The 20944-nt window shown below is 57.6% G+C and carries 15 protein-coding genes; 10 read left to right on the top strand and 5 right to left on the bottom strand.

The features are described from left to right. Positions 1-5: 5 nt before the first annotated feature. Positions 6-1196, bottom strand: a complete 1191-nt coding sequence (gene bhcA / locus GS632_RS08500; protein WP_171238018.1) for an L-aspartate--glyoxylate aminotransferase BhcA — start codon at positions 1194-1196, stop codon at positions 6-8. A gap of 210 nt (positions 1197-1406) precedes the next feature. Between bhcA and GS632_RS08495 the strand changes: the two genes are divergently transcribed. Continuing rightward, positions 1407-2222 carry an IclR family transcriptional regulator gene (locus GS632_RS08495; RefSeq protein WP_171176568.1) on the top strand — a complete coding sequence of 272 codons (816 nt, stop codon included), beginning with the start codon at positions 1407-1409 and terminating at the stop codon, positions 2220-2222. Positions 2223-2346: 124 nt separating this feature from the next. On the opposite strand, the gene GS632_RS08490 is transcribed toward GS632_RS08495, so the two are convergent. After that, positions 2347-3276 (bottom strand): LysR family transcriptional regulator, encoded by a 930-nt coding sequence (locus GS632_RS08490; protein ID WP_171238019.1) that lies wholly within the window; start codon positions 3274-3276, stop codon positions 2347-2349. A gap of 60 nt (positions 3277-3336) precedes the next feature. Here GS632_RS08490 and GS632_RS08485 point away from each other — a divergent pair, with 60 nt between their 5' ends. The 4 genes from GS632_RS08485 (at position 3337) to GS632_RS08470 (ending at position 8495) form a co-directional block, all read left to right on the top strand. Continuing rightward, on the top strand, positions 3337-4128 hold the full coding sequence (locus tag GS632_RS08485) for a 2OG-Fe(II) oxygenase (RefSeq protein ID WP_171721287.1): 792 nt from the start codon (positions 3337-3339) through the stop codon (positions 4126-4128). Next, positions 4125-5384: a Xaa-Pro peptidase family protein gene (locus GS632_RS08480; RefSeq protein WP_171176573.1), complete on the top strand. Its 1260-nt coding sequence runs from the start codon at positions 4125-4127 to the stop codon at positions 5382-5384. Before GS632_RS08485 ends, GS632_RS08480 begins: the two co-directional genes overlap by 4 nt. A gap of 71 nt (positions 5385-5455) precedes the next feature. Then, complete coding sequence (locus tag GS632_RS08475) at positions 5456-7252, top strand: cobalamin-dependent protein (protein WP_171721288.1); 1797 nt, start codon at positions 5456-5458, stop codon at positions 7250-7252. Positions 7253-7388: 136 nt separating this feature from the next. After that, entirely contained in the window at positions 7389-8495 is a 1107-nt protein-coding gene (locus GS632_RS08470) for a Hint domain-containing protein (RefSeq protein ID WP_171176577.1), read from the top strand. Positions 8496-8506: 11 nt separating this feature from the next. Here the strand turns inward: GS632_RS08470 and GS632_RS08465 are convergent, their stop codons facing one another. Continuing rightward, the gene (locus GS632_RS08465; RefSeq protein ID WP_171721289.1) at positions 8507-9433 is read right to left on the bottom strand and encodes a LysR family transcriptional regulator; all 927 of its coding nucleotides are present in this window, start codon (positions 9431-9433) and stop codon (positions 8507-8509) included. 106 nt (positions 9434-9539) lie between these two features. Here GS632_RS08465 and GS632_RS08460 point away from each other — a divergent pair, with 106 nt between their 5' ends. The 5 genes from GS632_RS08460 to GS632_RS08440 all read left to right on the top strand — a co-directional run bounded on the left by GS632_RS08460 (position 9540) and on the right by GS632_RS08440 (position 16062). Beyond that, complete coding sequence (locus tag GS632_RS08460; protein WP_171176581.1) at positions 9540-10916, top strand: aminotransferase; 1377 nt, start codon at positions 9540-9542, stop codon at positions 10914-10916. A gap of 109 nt (positions 10917-11025) precedes the next feature. Next, on the top strand, positions 11026-12510 hold the full coding sequence (locus GS632_RS08455) for an aldehyde dehydrogenase family protein (protein WP_171176583.1): 1485 nt from the start codon (positions 11026-11028) through the stop codon (positions 12508-12510). Further along, the gene (locus GS632_RS08450; protein ID WP_171176585.1) at positions 12507-13769 is read left to right on the top strand and encodes an aminotransferase class I/II-fold pyridoxal phosphate-dependent enzyme; all 1263 of its coding nucleotides are present in this window, start codon (positions 12507-12509) and stop codon (positions 13767-13769) included. The genes GS632_RS08455 and GS632_RS08450 overlap by 4 nt, the downstream gene beginning before the upstream one ends. Continuing rightward, on the top strand, positions 13770-14783 hold the full coding sequence (locus GS632_RS08445) for a glutamate cyclase domain-containing protein (protein ID WP_171176587.1): 1014 nt from the start codon (positions 13770-13772) through the stop codon (positions 14781-14783). A 19-nt stretch (positions 14784-14802) separates the two neighbouring features. Continuing rightward, positions 14803-16062, top strand: a complete 1260-nt coding sequence (locus GS632_RS08440; protein WP_171176589.1) for an aminotransferase class V-fold PLP-dependent enzyme — start codon at positions 14803-14805, stop codon at positions 16060-16062. Positions 16063-16105: 43 nt separating this feature from the next. Here GS632_RS08440 and GS632_RS08435 read toward each other — a convergent pair whose 3' ends face one another. Together GS632_RS08435 and GS632_RS08430 are read right to left on the bottom strand one after the other, a co-directional pair. After that, complete coding sequence (locus GS632_RS08435; protein ID WP_171176591.1) at positions 16106-18520, bottom strand: FAD-dependent oxidoreductase; 2415 nt, start codon at positions 18518-18520, stop codon at positions 16106-16108. Between the two features lie 5 nt (positions 18521-18525). Further along, positions 18526-20943 carry an FAD-dependent oxidoreductase gene (locus GS632_RS08430; RefSeq protein ID WP_171176593.1) on the bottom strand — a complete coding sequence of 806 codons (2418 nt, stop codon included), beginning with the start codon at positions 20941-20943 and terminating at the stop codon, positions 18526-18528. Position 20944 lies beyond the last annotated feature (1 nt).

Here is a 20944-nt window from a genome sequence, read left to right as displayed (position 1 = left end):
CCTCCTTACGCTGCAGATTGCATGGGTGTGGCACGGCCCGCGCGGAAGTATTCCTGCGCTGCGGCCACGCCGCGGCCCAGCTCGATCGGATAGTCCAGATCGGCCATGGCCATTTCGATCGTGGCCAGACCGGACAGAACCATCACGTCCGTCAGGCTGCCCAGATGGCCGATGCGGAAGGCCTTGCCGTTCATCTCGCCCAACCCGATGCCAAAGCTGACACCATATGTGTTGAAGGCATGATCCGTCAGCGCATTGCTGTCGAAGCCGTCGGGTACATAGATCGCGCTGACGGTGTCAGAGTAGAGATCCGGCGACTGCGCCACCAGCTCCAACCCCCAGGCCGAGGTGGCCTTGCGCACACCTTCGGCGAGACGGAAGTGGCGGGCATAGACATTGTCCAAGCCTTCCTCGAACAGCATTTTCAGGCTTTCGCGCATGCCATAGATCAGCTGCAGCGGCGGGGTATAGGGAAAGCCGCCCGACGCGTTGGCATTCATCATGTCGCGGAAGTCAAAGAAGGTGCGCGGCAGTTGTGCCGTCTCCATCGCCGCCAGCGCCTTGGGGCTGACACACAAGATCGCCATTCCGGTGGCCAGCATGAAGCCCTTCTGCGAGCCCGAGACCGCGATATCAACGCCCCAGTCGTCAAACGCGAAGGGCATCGAGGCCAGCGAGCTGACGCAATCTACAAACAGCATCGCCGGATGAGTGCTGGCATCCATTGCCCTACGTACCGCTGCAATATCCGAACGTACGCCAGTCGCCGTCTCATTATGGGTGACCAAAACCGCCTTTATCTCATGGGCCTTGTCGGCGGCCAGAGCCTCGGCGAACTTGTTCGCCGGAGCACCGCTGCCCCATGGGCATTCGATGATCCGGACATCCAGCCCGTGACGCTGACACAGGTCGATCCAGCGATGGCTGAACATGCCATAGCGCGCCACGAGGACGGCATCGCCAGGGCTGAGCGTATTGGTCATCGCGGCCTCCCAACCGCCTGTCCCGCTGGCCGGGAAGGTAATGACCTGGCCCGAGGTTGTCCCAAATACCCGCTTGGTGTCTTCCAACACAGGGGCAAACGTTTCAACAAAATCGGGCGCACGATGGTCTTGCGTCTGAACCTGCATCGCAAGACGCAGACGATCGGGGATATTTGTGGGCCCCGGAATAAAAACTGGGTTTTGTTGAGACATGGCTTGCCCCTCCTCTTTGGTAATATGATGTTACCAATGCTTGGGGTTTGCAATTTTCTCGAAAATGTTTTTCACATAGCGAAAAAATTACCTAGCGCATTGAAACACATGGGTAAGATCGTTTTTCACTTTGGAGAGGAAATTTTTCAAATTTGAAAAATTCTGCAGCGAAGCCTAAAAGCGAGCTGTGGACCACATAGGAAAATCCCCATGGAGAATCATAAAAAGCCGCGCGGCAGGCCCAAGTCACTGTTCAAGGAAAGTTCAGCCGGAACACTGCAATCCCTGGACCGGGCTTTGGAGACATTGACGACCCTGGCGACGCTGGAACGCTGCACGCTGAGCGACCTCAGTCGCGAGACGGGCGTGCCAACGGCTACGACGCATCGCATACTGACGACGCTGTCCAACCGCGGCTATGTCAGTTTTGATGAGCAACGCCAGGAATGGATGATCGGGATCGAGGCGTATCGGACTGGTGCGTCTTATCTGAACCGCAACAGCGTGGTTGAGATTGGTCGACCGATCCTGCGCAGGCTTATGCGCGACTCGGGTGAGACGGCGAATATGGCAATGCCAGATGGAAGCCATGTGGTATTCGTCAATCAGATCGAAACCAGCAATCCGATCAGGGCCTTTTTCCCGCCCGGCGCGCGGACGCCGATGTACGCGTCGGGGACCGGAAAGGCATTGCTGGCCGAGCTTAGCCAGGATGCCTTGGGCAGGCTGACGTCGGACCTTACGTTTGAGCCTTACACAGATCGCACGCATAGATCGACGGCGTCTCTGTTTGAAGATCTTACACTGATCCGACAACGCGGTTGGTCCTTTGATGATGAGGAGCGTTACGAGGGAATGTCCTGCACCGGAGCGGCAATTCAAAACCAATTTGGCGTTGCATGTGCGGGTATTTCCGTCTCTGGCCCCACTGCGCGGATCAACAAAGCGAACGCTGCTTACTTCGGCGAAATGGTCCTTGAGGCGGCGCACGAAATTACATTGGCAATCGGTGGTCAGCCGCGCTGAGCAGCCTCTGCCTTTGTGCGCTATGAACGTGACATTCGAAACAAATACTCAGGGACTTGCCCTGGGCAAAGACCATCATCTAAGCGATCAAGCGTTGATTAACTAGCGGTGTGCCGGTGCTCGCTCATGCCCAATTCAGTGCCAGATGCGCGCTGAACTGACGGACGGCAGAGGTATCGAAACGCGCATGCGGGATCACGCAAACATAGTCCTTTTTCATTTTCAAGGCATGTTTCGACGGGATAACGAGTAGCCCCGATGCAAGGTCCGTTTTGGCCAGGACGGAAGGCACCAGCGCGATACCGGCCCCCCGCTTGGCTGTTGCGATGGCGAAGGTCAAATCGTTGATCGTCAAACCCGCATCAGAAAACGGCGTTGCATCAGACTCGACCTGGCGCCTCCAATCCGACCAAAGTGGCTCGCTTGCATAGTTTGAGCCCCATTTGTTGTGGATGAATTTGTTGTCCGGGACATTTGTCAGTGCTTCATCCATGTTGGGATATGCTTCACAGAACCAGGGGGCGCAGACCGGTATCGCAACATCTGAAAACAGGCGAGTTTCCCGGTAACCCGGATAAAGCGCCGAGCCATAGGTCAGACGTATGTCGATGGCTTCACGTTCAAAGTCGATCGGGTCTTCCTGAACGCGAACATCCAGCGATATTCCGGTTTCTTCGGTAAACGTGATGGCTTTGGGCAGAAACCACAACTCAGCCAATGCCGGCAGCACGCTGACAACCAACTGCCGGGTTGACGTATCGCTGCGTACGATCCGAGCGGCTTCAGACATTTCCTCAAAGGCACGAGCGAGCTTGGGGTACATCATTTCACCCGCATCCGTCAGCGAAATCCGGTTGCCTTTGCGGACGAACAGTTTTTTGCCGAGATGATCCTCAAGGGTTTTGATCTGTAAACTGATCGCGGCCGAGCTGACGCTCAGTTCTTTCCCAGCCAATACGAAACTGCCACATCGGGCTGCGGCTTCAAAGGCGCGCAACGCGGTCAGAGGCGGAAGAGTGTGCCCATAGCCCATAGTAAAACTTATGATACCCAATAATTTTCCTGGTTGCTTTTGTCATAAACTGAACTTCAATGAAGTAAAGGAGGACGCGCGATGAAGCACTTGCTGGATCTTGAAAAATACCCTTTGCACAGACCTGACAGCCGGGAATACGAGAAACTGGTGAAAAAGTGTCGGGCAGACCTGGCATCTGACGGCATGTTCAACCTGCCAGGATTTTTTAAGCCTGGCATCGCACAGCAAGCTGCAGATGCGGCGAAACCCGCGTTGGACACAGTCTCATTCAGGCATGCGCGTAAACACAACGTCTACTTCAAAGATGATATGCCCGGCTTCGACGATGCGCATCCGGCGATGGTCAAATCGCAGACTGTCAACCATACACTGTGCGCCGATCAGCTAGAGGGCAACCCGGTGATCGATGTATACGAATGGCAACCCTTCGCCGACTTTCTGGCTGCAACAATGGGCAAAGAAAAGCTGTATCAGATGGATGACCCCATGGCGCGTGTGAACGTGCAGGCAACACGGGATGGCGAAGGGTTGAACTGGCATTTCGACCGCTCGGAATTCACGACGACGATCTTGTTGCAGGCCCCTGAGGTGGGCGGTGAGCTTGAGTATCGCAAAGACCTGCGCACGCCGGATGACCAAAACTATGAAGGTGTTGTCGCTGTTCTGGCCGGGAAGGACCCGGAAGTAAAACGGATCATGCCGTTGCCCGGCGCGCTTAATGTGTTCCGTGGGGTGAATACACCGCACCGTGTTGTACCTGTTCAAGGCGACACCGAACGCGTGATCGCGATTTTCTCGTTTTATGAGACCCCTGGCGTTTATTTTTCCGCCGAAGAACAAATTGGTTTCTATGGGCGTTCCGTGTCATGACTCAGGTGCGCCCTGCCTTCAAGGATGAGCGCAAGCTAACCTACCTGAACCGCGACGGTGCGGATAAGCCGCTGATCAGCCCAGTCCCACAGGCCACTCTGGATGCGGCCCGTGCCTATCGATTGGCCCGATTGCGACAGCAGATGGCACAGCATGATGTGGCAGGTCTGTTGCTCTATGATCCGATTAATATCCGCTATGCGGTCGACAGCTCGAACATGCAGATTTGGACGGGCCACAATCCGGTTCGTTATGCGATGATCCTGGCGGGCGGCCCAGCAATCCTGTGGGAGTTCAAGGGCTGTGAACACCTGAACAATGGTTTGCCCGGTATCGACGAAATTCGAACCGCCGTGTCATGGATGTTCATGACAAAGGGCGACAAAGCCCCTGTTGGCGTTGAAGGTTGGGCTGATGAAATAGCTGACGTAATCCGCCAACATGGTGGTGGCAATCGCCGCTTTGCTGCAGACAGGCTGGACGGCCCGGGACTTCACGCGCTTCAAAAGCGCGGTCTAACTTTCGTGGAAGGGGGTGAATTGACGGAGCGCGCGCGCTCGATCAAGTCCCCTGACGAAATCGAACTGATGCGTTGGACCATTCGCGTCTGCGAAGCTGGGATGGCACGTATCTACGAACATTCAGTTCCCGGCGTAACCGAACGCGAGCTATGGGCCCATCTTCATTTTGAGAATGCACGTTCGGGCGGAGATTGGCTTGAAACCAAGCTTTTGACCTGCGGTCCTAATACAAACCCTTGGTACAAAGAATGTTCGGACCGGGTATGCCGATTGGGTGAAATGATATCGTTTGATACAGATATGATTGGCCCGTACGGTTACTGCGCGGACCTCAGCCGCAGTTGGACCTGTGGTTATACCCCGATGACGGATACGCAGCGGCGGATCTATGCGACGGCTGTGGATCAGATCTACCATAACCTGGATGTGTTGAAGCCGGGGATGACATTTGCCGAGTTTAACGAAAGAAGCTGGCGCATTCCTGAACGGCATGTTGACTATCGATATTCGCTGGCGGTCCATGGCGTGGGCATGGCAGATGAATGGCCTGTCATCCCGTTGCATGTCGATTTCGATGAGACCGCCATGTCGGGCGTAATCGAGCCGGGAATGGTCGTCTGCGTCGAAAGTCTTGTTGGGGAAGAGGGCTCGGAAAGTGTCAAACTGGAAACTCAGGTGCTGGTAACCGAAACAGGGATTGAACGGTTGGACAGTTTCCCTTGGGAGAGTATCTAGGTGCCTTCGTCACCGGAAATCGCTGGGGTTAATAGACTTGCCTGCTGCACTGAATTGGCCATTGTGGCGAAATGGACGATCGAAACCTCAGAATTGACAGAGCGGCGCTTCTGCCAGAGCAGGACCTGATCAGCGGCCCAGAGCTGTTGAGCTGTGGTAAAAAAATGGTGTCGGACTGGCGTGTCGGCAGCAGTGCTTTCCAGGTCGCGACCGGGTACAAGAACGAGATTGACTACAAGAAGTCCATGATCCGGTCCGGGCAGGTTATGCAGCATGCGCATCTTGGATTTCGGGACGTGTCCCACAGTATTGATGCCATCCGAAGGGTGTATGATACCTGCGCCCAGCGCGGTGCACGGGTTGATCGCTTTGGTATGTGTCTGGATTGGTCGATGGGGTTTCCGAGACATCAAAGAACCGAAAACGTGCGTGGAACAGGTGTTATCCTAAAGGACGCGGACGCGTTTGCGCGTCTTACACAAGGCAGCCCCGCGGCGATGCATTTCGGTGATTTCATGCTGGGGTTTCCGGCAGCTCTGGAAAACACATGCGCTGCACTTGCGGCTGGGGCCACAACGATCGGCAATCTGGGGCAGTATTTCACGTTTCGTCTGCCGGGCTACCAAGACGATATAGAGACCACAAAAGCTACCGTTAAGGCGCTTGGCCTGATTGCCGCGCAACCTGTTCCTGTATTGGTGCACTCAAATCTGGATGACGGATACGCCGCAATATTCGAGGACCTGACCTCGGTCTTGGGTCAGGCTTTGCTTGAGAAGCACATTGTAACCGGGCTGATCGGCGCGCCTTATGCTGTTTGCTATGGCCATCACTTTACCGAACCCCTGACGCGTCTGGCATTTCAACGCGCCTTGGCGCAGATCAGCGATGGGGTTCCGGGGTCGCAGATCTATGGCGCAACGGTGCTTTACAAAGGATCGCGTGCCGAAAACTATGCAGGGCTGTCCTCGTATCTTTTGTCCGATATTGTGGCGCAGCGGTTGCGACCAAGCGGGCACGCGCTGAACCCGGTTCCAGTAAGCGAGAATGAGCGCATCCCCGACGTGACCGAGATTTGCGACGCACAATGTCATTTGAGCAGGTTGACCGAGCTGGCAGAGGGGTATCTGCCCCTGTTTGACATGACTGAGATTGATCGGATCAGCGATATGCTGCTACGCGAAGGTCAGCGTTTTGCAGATCGGGTTCTTGCTGGATTGTCAAAAGGTGGCATCAATACAGACGATCCCTTTGAGATGCTGCTGGCCCTGCGTCGCATCGGTGGGCGCGCTTTGGAGCAAGCCTTTGGCGGAGGTGAAGAAAGGCCAGATGCGCCGCGTCGCAGAACCCCCATTGTAAGCGCTACAACATATCGCGAACTAGAAGAAGCCGCCGCGCGTTTCATGTCCTCTGAAGCCGGTCGGGCAGTGGCCCATTTGGCCAAGTCTTCTGCCCGTATTCTGACTGCAACCACAGATGTGCACGAGCATGGGAAGATGCTTTTGGATCTGGTGTTCGGCAAAGCAGGATTTGTTGTCATAGATGGTGGCGTTTCAAGCGACCCGGATCACATTGTGGCCTTGGTCAAACAAAACGCGGCCGATGCCATTGCACTTAGCACGTATAATGGCGTGGCGTTGCGGTACTCAAAAACACTGTTGCAAAAGTTGGAAGAGGCGGGGTTGGATGTGCCGGTTCTGATCGGCGGTCGGTTGAACGAGATACCAGAAGTCACGAATACAAGCCTGCCTGTGGATGTGACCGATCAGCTGACCGAGATCGGGGTCATTGCCTGCACTAATCTGGAGGCTGCCGCTGAGGCGCTGGAGAATGTGCTTGCCCGCAGCATACCAGACCGTGGATTGTAACTCTTTTCACGTAGCGCTGCTTTGGGCGAAATGTCCGTCAATAGCGAATCCGTCAATGTTTATCTGTTGTGCCTGTTTGCAAGAAGCCGACAATCCTTTAGCCTGAAAAAGCGTTCCGCAAGTGAGCTGAGGGGACATGGCTGACTATATCGTACACGCTTTGGCTGCCAGCCAGGTCTCGATCACTGGAGGTGAAAGCCTGAGCGGTATCACCCAGGGTGATGGGTCAAACCTTGTCGGTCAATTTATAACGATCGGCAATGGCCCGCTGACGGATCTAAACGTGTCAGACGCCGGATCGGACTCCGATTTTGACGACAATGACGGGAACCAGCGCTTAAACGGTGCTCAGAGCTTTGATGGTACGACCTATGCCGATGGGACGCGTATCGAGGCTGAATACAGCATCACGCTGCGTGACAACAGCACCGGGCAAACCTATCAGGTTCTTGGTGTCAACATTAACAATTCCTCTCCTTCGTTTGGCACCACCGAAGGTGTGGCCTTTGTTGGTAGTTTCCCACCGCGCGGAGTGCCGCTTGAGGTTATCTCATCCGCAGAAGGGCCAGGGTCTTCGGGACAGCCGCCTGTCGATGAGAGCAGTCTGGTACCTTGTTTCACCGGGTCAACATTGATTTCAACGACGACCGGGCCAGAGCGGGTCGAACAGATTACACTGTCGGATCTGGTCCTTACACGTCAACATGGACCTCAACCTGTGCGATGGATTGGCAGACGGCGGGTCGCTGAATCAGAGCTTCATGCCAACCCAAAGCTATACCCGGTTCGAATTCTTGCCGGGTCTCTGGGAAACGGATTTCCGCAGAGGGATCTGTTGATATCGCGGCAGCATCGAATGCTTGTCCGCTCGTCCATTGCCGAACGCATGTTTGGCGTCCCAGAGGTTCTTGTCCCGGCTATCAAATTGACAAGCCTTCCTGGGGTTTACGTGGACAAGACTGTCCAGGAAGTCGAATACTTCCACCTGCTGTTTGACCGGCACGAGATCATCTTTGCTGAAGGCGCGCCGTCAGAGAGCCTGTTTACCGGGCCCGAAGCGCTCAAGGCGATTAGCGCTGAGGCGCGAGAAGAGATTTTCGTGCTGTTCCCAGAACTGAAACAAACGGATGTGTTGCCAGAGCCTGCCGGGTTCATCCCGACGGGCAAACAGCAACGGAAACTCATTGACCGTCATGTCAAGAACGAGAAACCCCTTGTGTCATTAGCTGACATCGCACTTTAGACCTATTGCGGTCAGGTTATGTGAAACCCACAGTCAGGCAGGCTGCACCATTCCGACAACAACTTGGCGATTTGTAAAATCGGATCAACATCTTCCATATCCTCTGACCTTAATACTGCGTGCCACGGCACGGAAATACCGTCCCGAGTAACCTGAGCGCCAACGATGCGGCCTTCTTTGAGCGCTGACTGAAGCGCCCAGTTCGAAAGCACACTGGTACCCAGATCCGAGGCAACCAACTCGACAATCGCTTCGGGCAATTCGACAGTTGCAGCCCATTTCGGGTAGCTGTCCGTCGGGCGGAACAACAGCGCGAATTCGCGGTCAGGCTCTGGGATCTTGGTATAGGTGATAAATGGCTCACCCACGATATCAGACCCTTCCACATATGGGTGATCCGCCAGACGATGTGACGGTGGCATGATGTAAAGCAAAGGGTCGTCAAACAGTTTGATGCTGCTGAGCCCGGCTTGCGAGACCGTGCCAGAGGTAATCGCGATGTCCAGATGCCGGTTTAGTAGCCCGCTCAGCGGGTCGCTGCGCGCGCCAGCCATGATTTGGATATCAATCCCGTCGGTGCGCGCCTTCATGAACTTGATGAACGAGGGCAGCCAGCGATAGTTGCTGTAGGCTTCAACCGACAGACGTACGACATGTTGTACGTTGGCATTCATGCGCCGCACGTCCTCTTCCGCGCGGCTCAGATCGGTCAGGATGCGCTCGGCCACGATTGCCATGTAGTCGGCAGCGGGCGTCCGGCGCAGTTTCTTGTGCATTCGGGTGAACAGAGGCACATCCAGTCTGCGCTCGGCCTCTCGCAGACGATGCGACAGGGCCGAAGGTGTCACGCCCAGCTTTTTGGCGGCATCAGTGATCCGGCCAGTTTCATTGATGGCTTGGATCAATTGCAGGTGGCGCAGATCGAGGAGAGGTTTCATGTGTTTTTAGCCTGAAAAATATTCACAAAAACCAAAAAACTTCGAAATTGAAATTCAGTCAATAACAAGGTGAAGTCCCGGCAGGTTTTCTTTTGGAGCATACGCCATGAACGTTGACGCCCGACGCGCGATTGAACAGGACAAGGCGCATCACGTCCATCCGCAGTCTAATTTGCGTCAGCATGCCGAGAATGGCCCGACCATGATCACCCATGGTAAGGGCGTCTTCATCTACGACAGCGAAGGGCATGAGATCATCGACGGGTTTTCCGGGCTGGGTTGCGTCTCGTTGGGTTACCATAACGAGCGCCTATCCAACGCGGCCAAACGCCAGATGGATGTTCTGCCTTTTGCACCGACCTTCTACAACCGTTCGCACCCACGTGTTGCGGAATTGGGTGAGCGCCTGATTGGTATGGCTCCGGTCGACATGGACCGGGTAATGTTCCAGTGTTCCGGGTCCGAGGCGAACGATACTGCGATCAAGCTGCTGTGGTACGCCAACACCGCCAAAGGCGAGCCCAATCGCCGTAAGATCATTGGCCGCGTACGCGGTTACCATGGCAACACGATAGCCACCGTGTCCTTGTCGGGCCAACCGCATATGCATGCCAAATTTGGCCTGCCGCTGTCCGAATTCAAGCACACCGAATTGCCAAACTACTACCGCTTCCACATCGACGGTGAGAGCGAAGAAGAGTTCTCGGCCAGAATGGCGGCCAAGTTTCAAGAGCTGATTTTAGCGGAAGGCCCTGAAACCGTGGCGGCATTCTTTGCCGAACCGGCCATCTCAGGCGGTGGTGCACTGATGCCGCCCGAAGGCTATTGGCGAGAAATGCAGGCGGTTCTACGTAAATACGACATCAAGTTCCTGGCCGACGAGGTCGTTTGCGGCTTTGGTCGCACCGGCAATATGTGGGGCTCGCAGACCTGGGGGTTAGAGCCTGACATGATCTCGTGTGCCAAAGCGCTGTCGGCGGCGTTTTTCCCGATCTCGGCGCTGATGTTCAAGGATGAGATTTACGCCGACATGATGAAGAACTCGGATGAGGTTGGCACGTTCGGTCACGGCTACACATATGCCGGACACCCGGTAGGTGCTGCCGTCGGGCTTGAGGCGTTGGATATATACGACGAGATGGATCTGGTCGGCCATGTCCGCAGGGTCTCGACCCGGTTCCTGGAAAAATGCCACGCTATGGCGGATCACCCGCTTGTGGCCGAGGTGCGGGGTGTTGGCCTGTTCTGCGGTTTCGAACTGATGAAGGATGCCAAAACCCGCGAACCTTTCGATCCCTCTTGGAAAGTGGGCGAACTTGTGCAGAACTTTGCCCATGATCGGGGTCTGTACTTGCGGGCGATTGGCGACCGGATGAGCTTTATGCCGCCGCTGATCATCAATGAGGATGAGATTGATGTTGCGACTGAACGGTTCAAGGGCGCGTTGGACGACGCGTGGGCCGTGGTCCGCACCAAGATCTGATTTGCTTTAGGGTCAGATCCAAGCTCTCACCCGGTCGCTGCGCCGCTGAACTCCCTCCAGGCGGCGCGACTTATTCTGAAATACCTCTAGCCTGCCAAGGAGAACAGGGATGACGACACACCTGGAACCGAAACTGCCCGAAGCGGGTTTGGCCGGAAGCTATATCAACGGGGCATGGCACTGGCCCGAAGGGCGACTAGTGGTCGAAAATCCCTCGCGTCGCGCACCCATCTGCGAGGTTGGTCGCGGCACGTCAACCGAGGTCGACTTGGCCGTCGAAGCCGCCCGTGCCGCGCTCCCAGCGTGGCGCGTTTTGGCGGCAAGCGAGCGTGGCAAACTGTTGACCGAACTCGGCCGTCGCCTGGAAGAAAATGTCGAAGAAGTCGCCCGCGTGCTGGCTGCTGAAAGCGGGAATGCGATCAAAACCCAGTCACGCGGAGAGGCATTGGGCGCGGCGGGCGTTCTGAAGTATTATGGTGGTGTGGCGGTTGAGCAAAAGGGCGAAACCCTGCCGCTCGGCCCGGGACTGCTGAGCTATTCGACGCGCGAGCCACATGGGGTTGTGGGCTCGATCATCCCCTGGAATTCTCCATTGCAGCTTGGTGCGGTGAAGATTTCGATGGCGCTTGCCACCGGCAACTGCCTGGTGTTGAAACCTGCCGAAGATGCGCCCCTGGCAATCCTGAAACTGGCTGAACTTGCGGATGGCTTGTTTCCACCGGGTGTTTTTAATGTGGTCACTGGGTTGGGAGAGGAAGCTGGTGCAGCGCTTGCTTCGCATCCGGGTATCGACAAGGTGTCCTTTACCGGTTCAAGCGATGTGGGCAAGTTAATTGGCCATGCCACGGCTGATCGCATTGCAAAACTTACTCTGGAACTGGGCGGGAAATCCCCGACCATCGTCTTCCCTGACGCCATCGCCGATGGCCGTCTGGACAGCACCGCGCAGCAGGTGGCAAACGCGATGCGGTTCATGCGGCAGGGCCAAAGTTGTACCGCCGGATCGCGCCTGTTTGTGCACAAGGATATCTGGGATGAGTTGATGCCGAAGGTCGCCGAGAAATCGGCAGCTTTGAAAGTGGGTGATGCGCTGGATCCAGACGTGGATATGGGCGCGGTGGTTAACGCGGAACGCTATGGTGAAATCCGCGCCTATGTGGCCGAAGCTGAGGCAGAAGGGGCCACCTTCCTGATCGGCGAAACGCCAGCGGAAGACCCGGCGGGTTTCTGCCCGAACCCCACCATCATCACCGGCGTTGATAACAATTGGCGCATCTCCCGTGAAGAGGTGTTCGGCCCGGTGATGGTCGCGATCCCCTTCGAGACCGAAGAGGAGGTGATCGCTATGGCCAATGACACTCACTATGGTCTTGCAGCCTTCCTGTTCACCCATGACGTCAGCCGCATAACGCGCCTGACGCGCGCTATCGATGCAGGCTGGATTCAGGTAAATCAGGGCGGCGGGCAAATCCCTGGGATGTCTTACGGGGGCACCAAGCAGTCGGGTATGGGCAGCGAATACTCGATTGAGGGAGCGCTAGAGGCATATACATACCGCAAATGCGTCACAATCAATATCGAGGGCGGCGCGTGAGCACGGACCGGTTCGGCAATGCAATTGACCCGGGCGTGGGATATGCTCGGGGGGCGCTGCTGCGGGGCTCGGGGGATGAGGTGCGCAGGTTGGCGCAGGCCGGTCGCGTGGCCAGAGATTTCGTGGCCCGCGAAGGCATCGACAAGATCGCTATCTGTACCGGTAACCTGCGGTTTTTTCCCGCCACACCGGACGATCTGAGCCTGCTGTGTGAGGAATGGATTGGTCCTGGCCTGTTCGGGGAAGAGCTGCGCAAGGCTGCTATCGCGCATCTGGGTGGACAGGGGCATGAGGCGGCGGCAGTGGTCAATCGCACTAGCGCGGGGATCGTGGCGACTGTGTTGGCGCATTCAGGCGGCAACCCGGTGCTTTCTTTGGTGGCCGCAGGCGACCGCAGCCATGCCTCGCTTCTGCGCGGGGCACGGCTGGCTGGCGTGCCGGTGCGAGAGGTTCATGATCTGGACGCAGTGCAAAAGGCTCTGGCAGAAGACAACCCGGCGCTATTCGTGATCACGCCTGTCACCTCGGAACTGTCGATGCTTGGCGATGATCTGATCCGCGACGCCGCTACGGCTGGGAACAAGGCGGGCTGTGTCACGTTCCTGGATGACGCCTATGGTGCGCGGTTCCGCCCGGTGCTGTACGGCGGTGGAGCGTCGCTGTCCTTTGGGGCTGATTTGATTATCACCAATGCAGACAAGGCTGGCCTGTCTGGCCCGCGCGCTGGTGTCCTGTGTGGTGAGGCTGCGGCGTTGGTTCCTGTGCAAGCGAAAGCGAGTGAGCTTGGGATGGAGGCTCGTGCCCCCGTCGCCGTGGGTGCAATGCGTAGTCTGCAAGGATTTACCCCCGATCTGTTGCTGCAAGAGGCGCGGGATGGTCAGGACCTGGCCGACGCGCTGGACAGCGTGCTGGGGCAAGGGCGCATCACTCGGTCGGCTCTTGGTCCAAAGATCGATGAACAGGAAGCGATGGAGATTGTTCTGGGCATGGCCGGGGCCGACAGGTCAGAATTGGTGCCAGCCGAGGTGACCGCGGCCATTGGTATGTTAATGCTGCAGAGCAAAGGGATTGTCACGGTCAACACCCATGGGCAACCCGGCGGGCGTGTCTCGATCCGGCTCAAACCGACATCGGGTGCTGTGGCGAGGGCTGGGGGTGCAATGGCGGTGGCTGACTGTTTGATGTCGGCAATGCGCCAGACTGCGCGGCATTTGCACGACAAGAAATGGTTTGCGGCAACACTGTTTGGAGACACGTGAATGGCCGATACGGCTTTGATCACCCGGCTGGATAATCGACTGGAACAGCTTGTGAACATCGATATGGGCGAACGCGGCGTTGAGCACCTGTTCGAGGCAGCCCGTGCGCTGGAAGGCCGGTCGCTGGTTGGGGCGGCTGCGGATGCGCTGATGGCAGTGCCAGAGGGTGGAACAGTTGTGTTGACTACCGGATCGGTCTCGCGGGCCTGGATCACGCCTGATCTGGGTGAAAACGATGGCCCCTCGGGTGCGGCAGCGATTGCGCGCGCGCTGGTACTGGCCCGCAATGTGACCTGCGTCATGCTGTGCGAGGAAACTCTGCTGCCTGCGATCCAGAACACCTGTCAGGCTGCCGGGCTTTTTCCCGTCACGGTGGAACAGGCGGCGATTGCGAAGGCAGACAAAAGCCTTGCCACGATTGTTATGCTTCCCTACGCCACCGATGATGCGGACGGGAAGGCGCAGGCCGAGACCCTTCTGGCCAAGCTGAACCCTGATCTGTTGTTCTCGACCGAGCGTGTCGGGCGCAATGAATTTGGCGTCTATCACTCAATGCGCGGTATCGACTATGGCATGGGTCGCGCGCGTGTCGATTTCCTGTTCGATCTGGCACTTGAGCGCGGCATCCCAGTAGTGGCGGTTGGCGATGGTGGCAACGAAATCGGCATGGGTAAGGTCGCCGACCATGTGAAGGCACATGTCCCCTACGGAGACACATGCCAATGTGGTTGCGGTGGTGGGATCGGCGCTGTGACAGGCTGTGATGTATTGGTGACGGCTGCCTGTTCCAATTGGGGCTGTACCGCGATTGCTGCTGCCATGGCAGCGCGTGCGGGCAACGCCAAACTTCTGCACACACCAAACCGAGAAACCCTTCTGCTGGACACCATGGTCTCCAACGGCCTGATCAATTCAACCCACGGGATCGTCGACGACAGCGTCGATGGGTTTCCCCGCCAAAGCCATGTCGCGGTGGCCGAGCTTTGCCGCACGATCGTGAGCCGCGCGCTCTGACAACTCACAGGACTAAACTATGATCCAAGACAATCCCGCCCTTATCGACGCAATCCGTGACCGTTTTGCTCATGTCGACAGCTGCCCGTTTCAGGGCGAGCGCATTTTCTTCGAAAACGCTGGTGGTGCGCTGACATTGAAATCCGTGGCTGAAACCTCAGCCTTTTATGCCGCAATCCCCGACAACCCAGGTCGCATCAACCCGGCGGGGCAGGGTACCCAGAACGTGATCAACAAGGCCAAGCAAGACCTGACCGTCTTCATGAACGCGTCATCGGGTCAGTTCTTTGCAGGGGAAAGCGGGACAGAACTTTTGTTCCGCTTGATCCGAACCGCCTGTTTGACCGCTCCAAAGGGGGCAAAGGTGATCGGGTCGTCCATCGAACACCCCGCCACTCGCAGTGCTGCGCGCCGGTGGGCCGGGATCGCCGGGCTGGACTATGTCAATGTTGCACATGACGACGATACCGGTTTGGTCACGCCCGAGGACTATGCTGCACTCATGACTCCGGACGTGGCGGTTGCAACGATCCTGCATGCGTCGCCCGTGACCGGTATGGGTATGGATGTTGCCGCAATCTCGAGCGCGATTCGCGCAGTTGCGCCGGATTGCCTGATCATCGTGGATGGCATTCAGCACGCAGCTCATGGGCAGCTGGATCTGGATGCCTACAATGTCGATGGCTATGCGATTTCACCGTACAAAGTTTTCTCACGCCACGGATATGGCATTGCGTGGATTTCCGACAAGCTAAGTGCTGTTCCGCACGACATGTTGATCGACGCTCCTGCAACCGGTTGGGAGTTCGGCACACGAGACACCGGCTCTTATGCTACTGTTTCTGATGTCGTGTCGTATTTCGACTGGCTGGGTGGAGAGGTTTCGGATGAAACCGAACCCCGCCAACGGATCGAAGCTGCGGGTCGAGCCATCCATGCCTACGAAACGCATCTGACCAACACTGCCATCAATGGCACTGGCAACCTGCCAGGTCTGCGCGATATGGATCACGTCACAATTCTGGCCGGAGCGGACAACCCCGCGCGCGAAGGTCTGGTGTCGATCGTTGTTGATGGCCATTCATCCGAGGATGTGGTCGCCACTCTGAACGCGCAGGGTATCAGAACCCATGTGCGCAAGGCCGATCATTATTCCGGCAACGTACTGAATCCGCTGGGTTTGCCGGATTGTATCCGCATCTCGTTCTGCCATTATAACACCGAAAAAGAGATCGCGCGCCTTCTGGCTGCCGTAAAAGAGATGGGTCAGGACGGCTGACACCACAGGTTTACAGCGTTAGATATTGGAGATGCGCGGTTCCTTAACCGCGCATCTTTTCGTTTCCGGGATCATAAAGTGCGCGCAGGCTCGCCGTTGTGGCGATGGTTTTTCCTGCAACCATGATTTGATAGCTGCGTTTGGCAAGCTCTTTCATGGCCATCCCGTCGGGACGTGTGACATAGCCCATGCCAATCGCACCGCCTACGGTCCACCCATAGCTGGCCGAGGTCAAACGCCCGACAATCTGGCCGTCGCACAGGATCGGCTCTTTGCCAAAGACCAGCGCCTCTGGGATTTCCAACCGGAAAGACAGCAACCGGCTTGCAGACCCCGCAGATTTGCGGGCTTCGATGGCGGCTTTGCCGGTGAACTCGGTGGCGAAGTCACAGGCAAAGGTCAGGCCGCTTTCGACCGGGCTGTCATGTGGTCCGATGTCGTGGCCCCAGTGGCGAAAGCCCTTTTCGATGCGGCATGAGTCAACTGACATGCCGCCACATAAGCGCGGTGCATCGGGCGCAGCCATGATTGTTTCGAACACCTGCTGGGCGAACTCGGCAGGGACATGCAGCTCCCATCCCAGCTCACCTACATAGGTGATCCGCTGTGCCCGGATCGGAGCATGACCGACATTCAATGCCTGCCATGTTCCAAAGGGGAACGTGTCGTTCGACAAATCGGCATCGGTCAGCTTGGCTAAAAAGTCCCGCGCGCGCGGTCCCATCAGGGCCAGTGTTGCCTCGGACGAGGTCACGTTGACCACGGATACATCCGTACCTGCCAGCTGCTTTTTCAGCCAGTAGTCCGTCTGAGGCTCAGCCCCGGCCGAGGCCATGACCATGTAGCGGTTTGCATTCAGGCGTGCGACGGTTACGTCTGCCTCGATCCCGCCTTGCGGGTTGAACATATGGGTGTAGACCAGCGCGCCTGGTGTCACGGCCATATTAGCCCCGCAGAGCCGCTGCATCTGTGCCTCGGCATCCTGCCCGTCGACGATGAACCGCCCAAAGGTCAGGTCGATGCAGCCCAGATTAGTGCGCAGAGCCTGATGTTCGGCCTGCCAATCGTCGAACCACGGCTCGCATCCGAAGCCATCCGTCATCTCGCGCCCATAGTAGAGCGGACGTTCCCAGCCATTGGCGCTGCCGAATTGTGCGCCCGCGTCGCGCAGGTGGGTGTAGTAAGGCGTCCGGCGTAGACCGCGCGCCTGTGTTTTGCGCAAGTAGGGCCAATGCATCTCATAAGCATGGCCGAGCGTTTCGGCCGCCTTGGTCGCGGTATAGCTGCGCGCGTTCAGGCCCGGCACGATGCGGCGGCTGTCCACATCGGTCAGGTCCATGGTCATGTGACCGGCCATGATCCATTCGGCCAGCGCCATGCCCGCGCCGGGGCCGTTCTGGATTCCGGTTGAGTTGAAACCCGCAGCGACCCAATAGCCCGCCGCATCCGGAACCGGGCCCAGATAGTGTTTGGCGTCGGGGGTAAAGCACTCCGGCCCGTTGAAAAACTTGCGGATACCGGACTCAGCCAAGGCTGGAACCCGCTCCATCGCGGCTTCAAGGATGGGAAAAAGGTGTTCCTCATCGCAGGGCAGTTCGTCGAATTCGAACGTCTCGGGCAAACCGTCCTTGGGCAGCCACGGTGTTGCGTTTGGCTCGGAACAACCGATCAGAAGCTTGCCCGCCTCTTCCTTGTAATAGGCGTATTCGTCCATCACCCGCAGGACAGGCAAGTCACCGGTCACACCCTCAATCGGGTCGGTCACAACGTAGTAATGGTTGGTGTAATGCAGCGGAATCTGCACCCCATGAGTCAGGCCAAACTCGCGCGCCCACATGCCGGTGGCGTTGACCACATGCTCGGCGCTGACCAGACCTTCGGCGGTTTCAACGCCGACAACGCGACCGCCTTCGATCACAACGCGGGTGACCTTGGTATCTTCAAAAACCTGCGCGCCGTGGGCCCGCGCGCCCTTGGCCAGAGCCATCGTCGTGTCGATGGGATTGGTATAGCCGTCGCCTGGAAACCAGAACGCGCCCTTTGCACCGTCGACGGACAGCAGAGGCCAGCGATCCTGCGCCTCGGTCAGGCTGATCTCTTCTGCGCGCAACCCGCATCCATGGGCATAGTCGACCTTGCGCCGCAACTCCTCCATACGCGCCTCGGTCAGCGCCACGGTCATCGAGCCGTTGCGCTTGAAACCGGTTTTCTGCCCGGTCTCATCCTCAAGGCTTTCCATCAGGTCGAGGCCATACTTCGCCAGCGCCGACGTGACCGGAACCCCCTGCGTTTCGCTGACCAGACCTGCGGCGTGCCATGTCGTTCCGCTGGTCAGTTTCTTACGCTCGAACAAGGCGGCGGACCAGCCTGCCTTGGCAAGGTGATAAGCGGTCGCGCAGCCGACAATGCCGCCGCCAATGATGGCGACCTGAACGTCCGTCGGAAGAGATTTCGCCATGGGTTTTATCCCCGCAACCGGTCGTTTTCAGGATCGTAGAACGGCACGGTCGCCACAGTCGCATTGACCGGAACGCCAAGCACTTCGATCTGGTATAAATCACTGGGCTGCGCCGCCTCGGTCAAATAGCCCAGAGCGACCCGCTTGCCGATGCGGAACCCGGTGCCGCCCGAGCTGACATAGCCTACGGGCTTGCCGTCGCGGCAGATGGGGTCGGAAGACAGCGCGTCGGCGCCGTGGCCGTCGAGTACGAAGGCGGTGAAATGGTAATCCTTCGGCTGCTCAGCCTGCGCCAGAAACGCGTCGCGTCCAACAAAGCTGTTTTTCTTTTTACTGACAAAACGATCCAGCCCTGCATCAAAGGCGGTGTATTCGATACCGAAATCCGCGCGCCAGCCGTGATAGCCTTTCTCAAGCCGCATGGCGTTCAGCCCGTAAGAGCCGAACTCGACAATACCGTGTTCAGTGCCCTGATCCATTATGGCGGTGTAGACGCGGACCAGATCGGCGTTGCGCATGTGCAGCTCCCAACCCAGCTCTCCGACATAAGACACGCGCAGGGCAATGACCGAAGCACCCGCAACAGTGATTTCGCGAACTGACATCCAAGGCGCGTTTTCTTTTGATAGATCATCCTGGGTCAGGGGTTGCAGGACGTCGCGGGATTTTGGCCCCATGACCATTAGGGCAGCGTCAAAATCCGAACCTCGGGTCAGGGTCACGCCCACGCCCGGCAGGAATTTCGACATCCAGTCGTGATCGCGCTGATCGGCCAGAGTCGGGCCGCAGAGCAGGTATTTGTTTTCATCCAGCCGCGCGATGGTGGCTTCGGACCAAATCTTGCCTTTGGGCGTCAGCATATAGGACAGCTTGACCCGGCCCACGCCAGGCATTGCACCACAGAAGACGTAGTTCAGGAACTCGGTGGCTTTTGGTCCTTCGACTTCATACCGAGTGAAGCCGCCATGATCCATCACACCAACCCGGTCCCGCACGCCTTCGCATTCAGCTTTGACCGCATCGTGCCAGACCTCGTGATGGAAACCCAGCTGCCCGTCATTCTTGATTTGATCTGTCTGGAACCAGAAAGCGCGTTCCCATCCGGCAATCTGCCCAAACACAGCGCCTTTGTCTTTGAGCGTATCGTAAAGCGGCGTGGTCTGCACCGGACGACCCGATTTCCACATACGATGTGGGTAGGGGATCGCGTATTGATGTTCGTACAACTCGCTCGAGCGTTTGACGGTGTAATCGAAGGTCGCCCATTCCTTGCCAAAGCGGCGGGGATCCCAGAAGGACATGTCCCATTCGGTTTCGCCCTCGGTAATCCACTCGGTCAGGGTTTTCGCCGCTGCTGCTGAGTGGGTGATACCCACCGGGAAACAGCAAGCGTGGTAGAAATTCGGCAGACCAAAGGCCGGACCACAGAGCGGCGCGCCATCGGGGCTGTAAGGTATCGGGCCGTTCACGAAGCGGCTGACCCCGGCCTCGCCCAATAACGGCACATGTTCCAGCGCGGCTTCGAGGATTTCGGCGATGTCGTCGACGCTGTCGGGATAAAGCTGGTTGGCAAAGCAATCGGGCATCCCGTCCAGCCACGCGGGCCGCCCTTCGTGTCCGTAAGAGCCCAGCAGCAACCCGTTCCGCTCGCGCCGAAGGTAATACATGATGTCCGGGTCGCGGACGAGGGGGAAGTTTTCCGGGTTCGCTTCCAGTTCCGGCAGGCTTTCGGTGACCAAATATTGGTGTTCCAGCGTTACGACGGGCAGTTTCTGGCCGACCATCTCACCCACCTGGCGACCGTAATAGCCCCCGGCGTTGATCACGATGTCACAGACAACATTGCCCTTGTCCGTCTGAACCTCCCACTCGCCCGAAGCGCGGCGTGAGATGCCGGTGACTGTGGTGAACCGCGCAATCGCCGCGCCCTTATCCCGAGCGCCTTTGGCCAGGGCCTGGGTCAGTTGCGAAGGGTCCACATCGCCCTCATAGGGGTCAAGGATGCCGCCGATGATGCTGTCGCCTGAACTGAAATAAGGGTGCATGTCATCCATTTCGGACGGGGTGAGCATCGCCATGTCATAGCACAGACCCTTGGAAACCCCGACAAGATGGCGGAACAGGTCCATGCGTTCGGGCGTGTGGGCGGGCCAGAACGCGCCGGTGTGGCGGTAGGTGATCGGATAATCGACCTCTTCCGCCAGATCCTTATACAGCCGCCAAGCATAATTGCCCGCGCGCATCCCGCCCCAGCTGTTGGCATAGGTGGGGATGTTGCCCGCTGCGTGCCAGGTCGACCCGCTGGTCAATTCGTTCTTTTCGATCAGCAGTGTGTCGGTCACCCCGGCTTTGGCAAGATGATAAAGGGTCGAGACACCAACCGCGCCGCCCCCGATGATCACAACTTTGGCTTGGCTTTTCATG

This window comes from Ruegeria sp. HKCCD7296 (assembly GCF_013110775.1).
Taxonomy (GTDB): Bacteria; Pseudomonadota; Alphaproteobacteria; order Rhodobacterales; family Rhodobacteraceae; genus Ruegeria.
The sequence above is the reverse complement of the archived record's forward strand: the minus strand, read 5'-3'. Positions and strand labels throughout refer to the sequence as shown.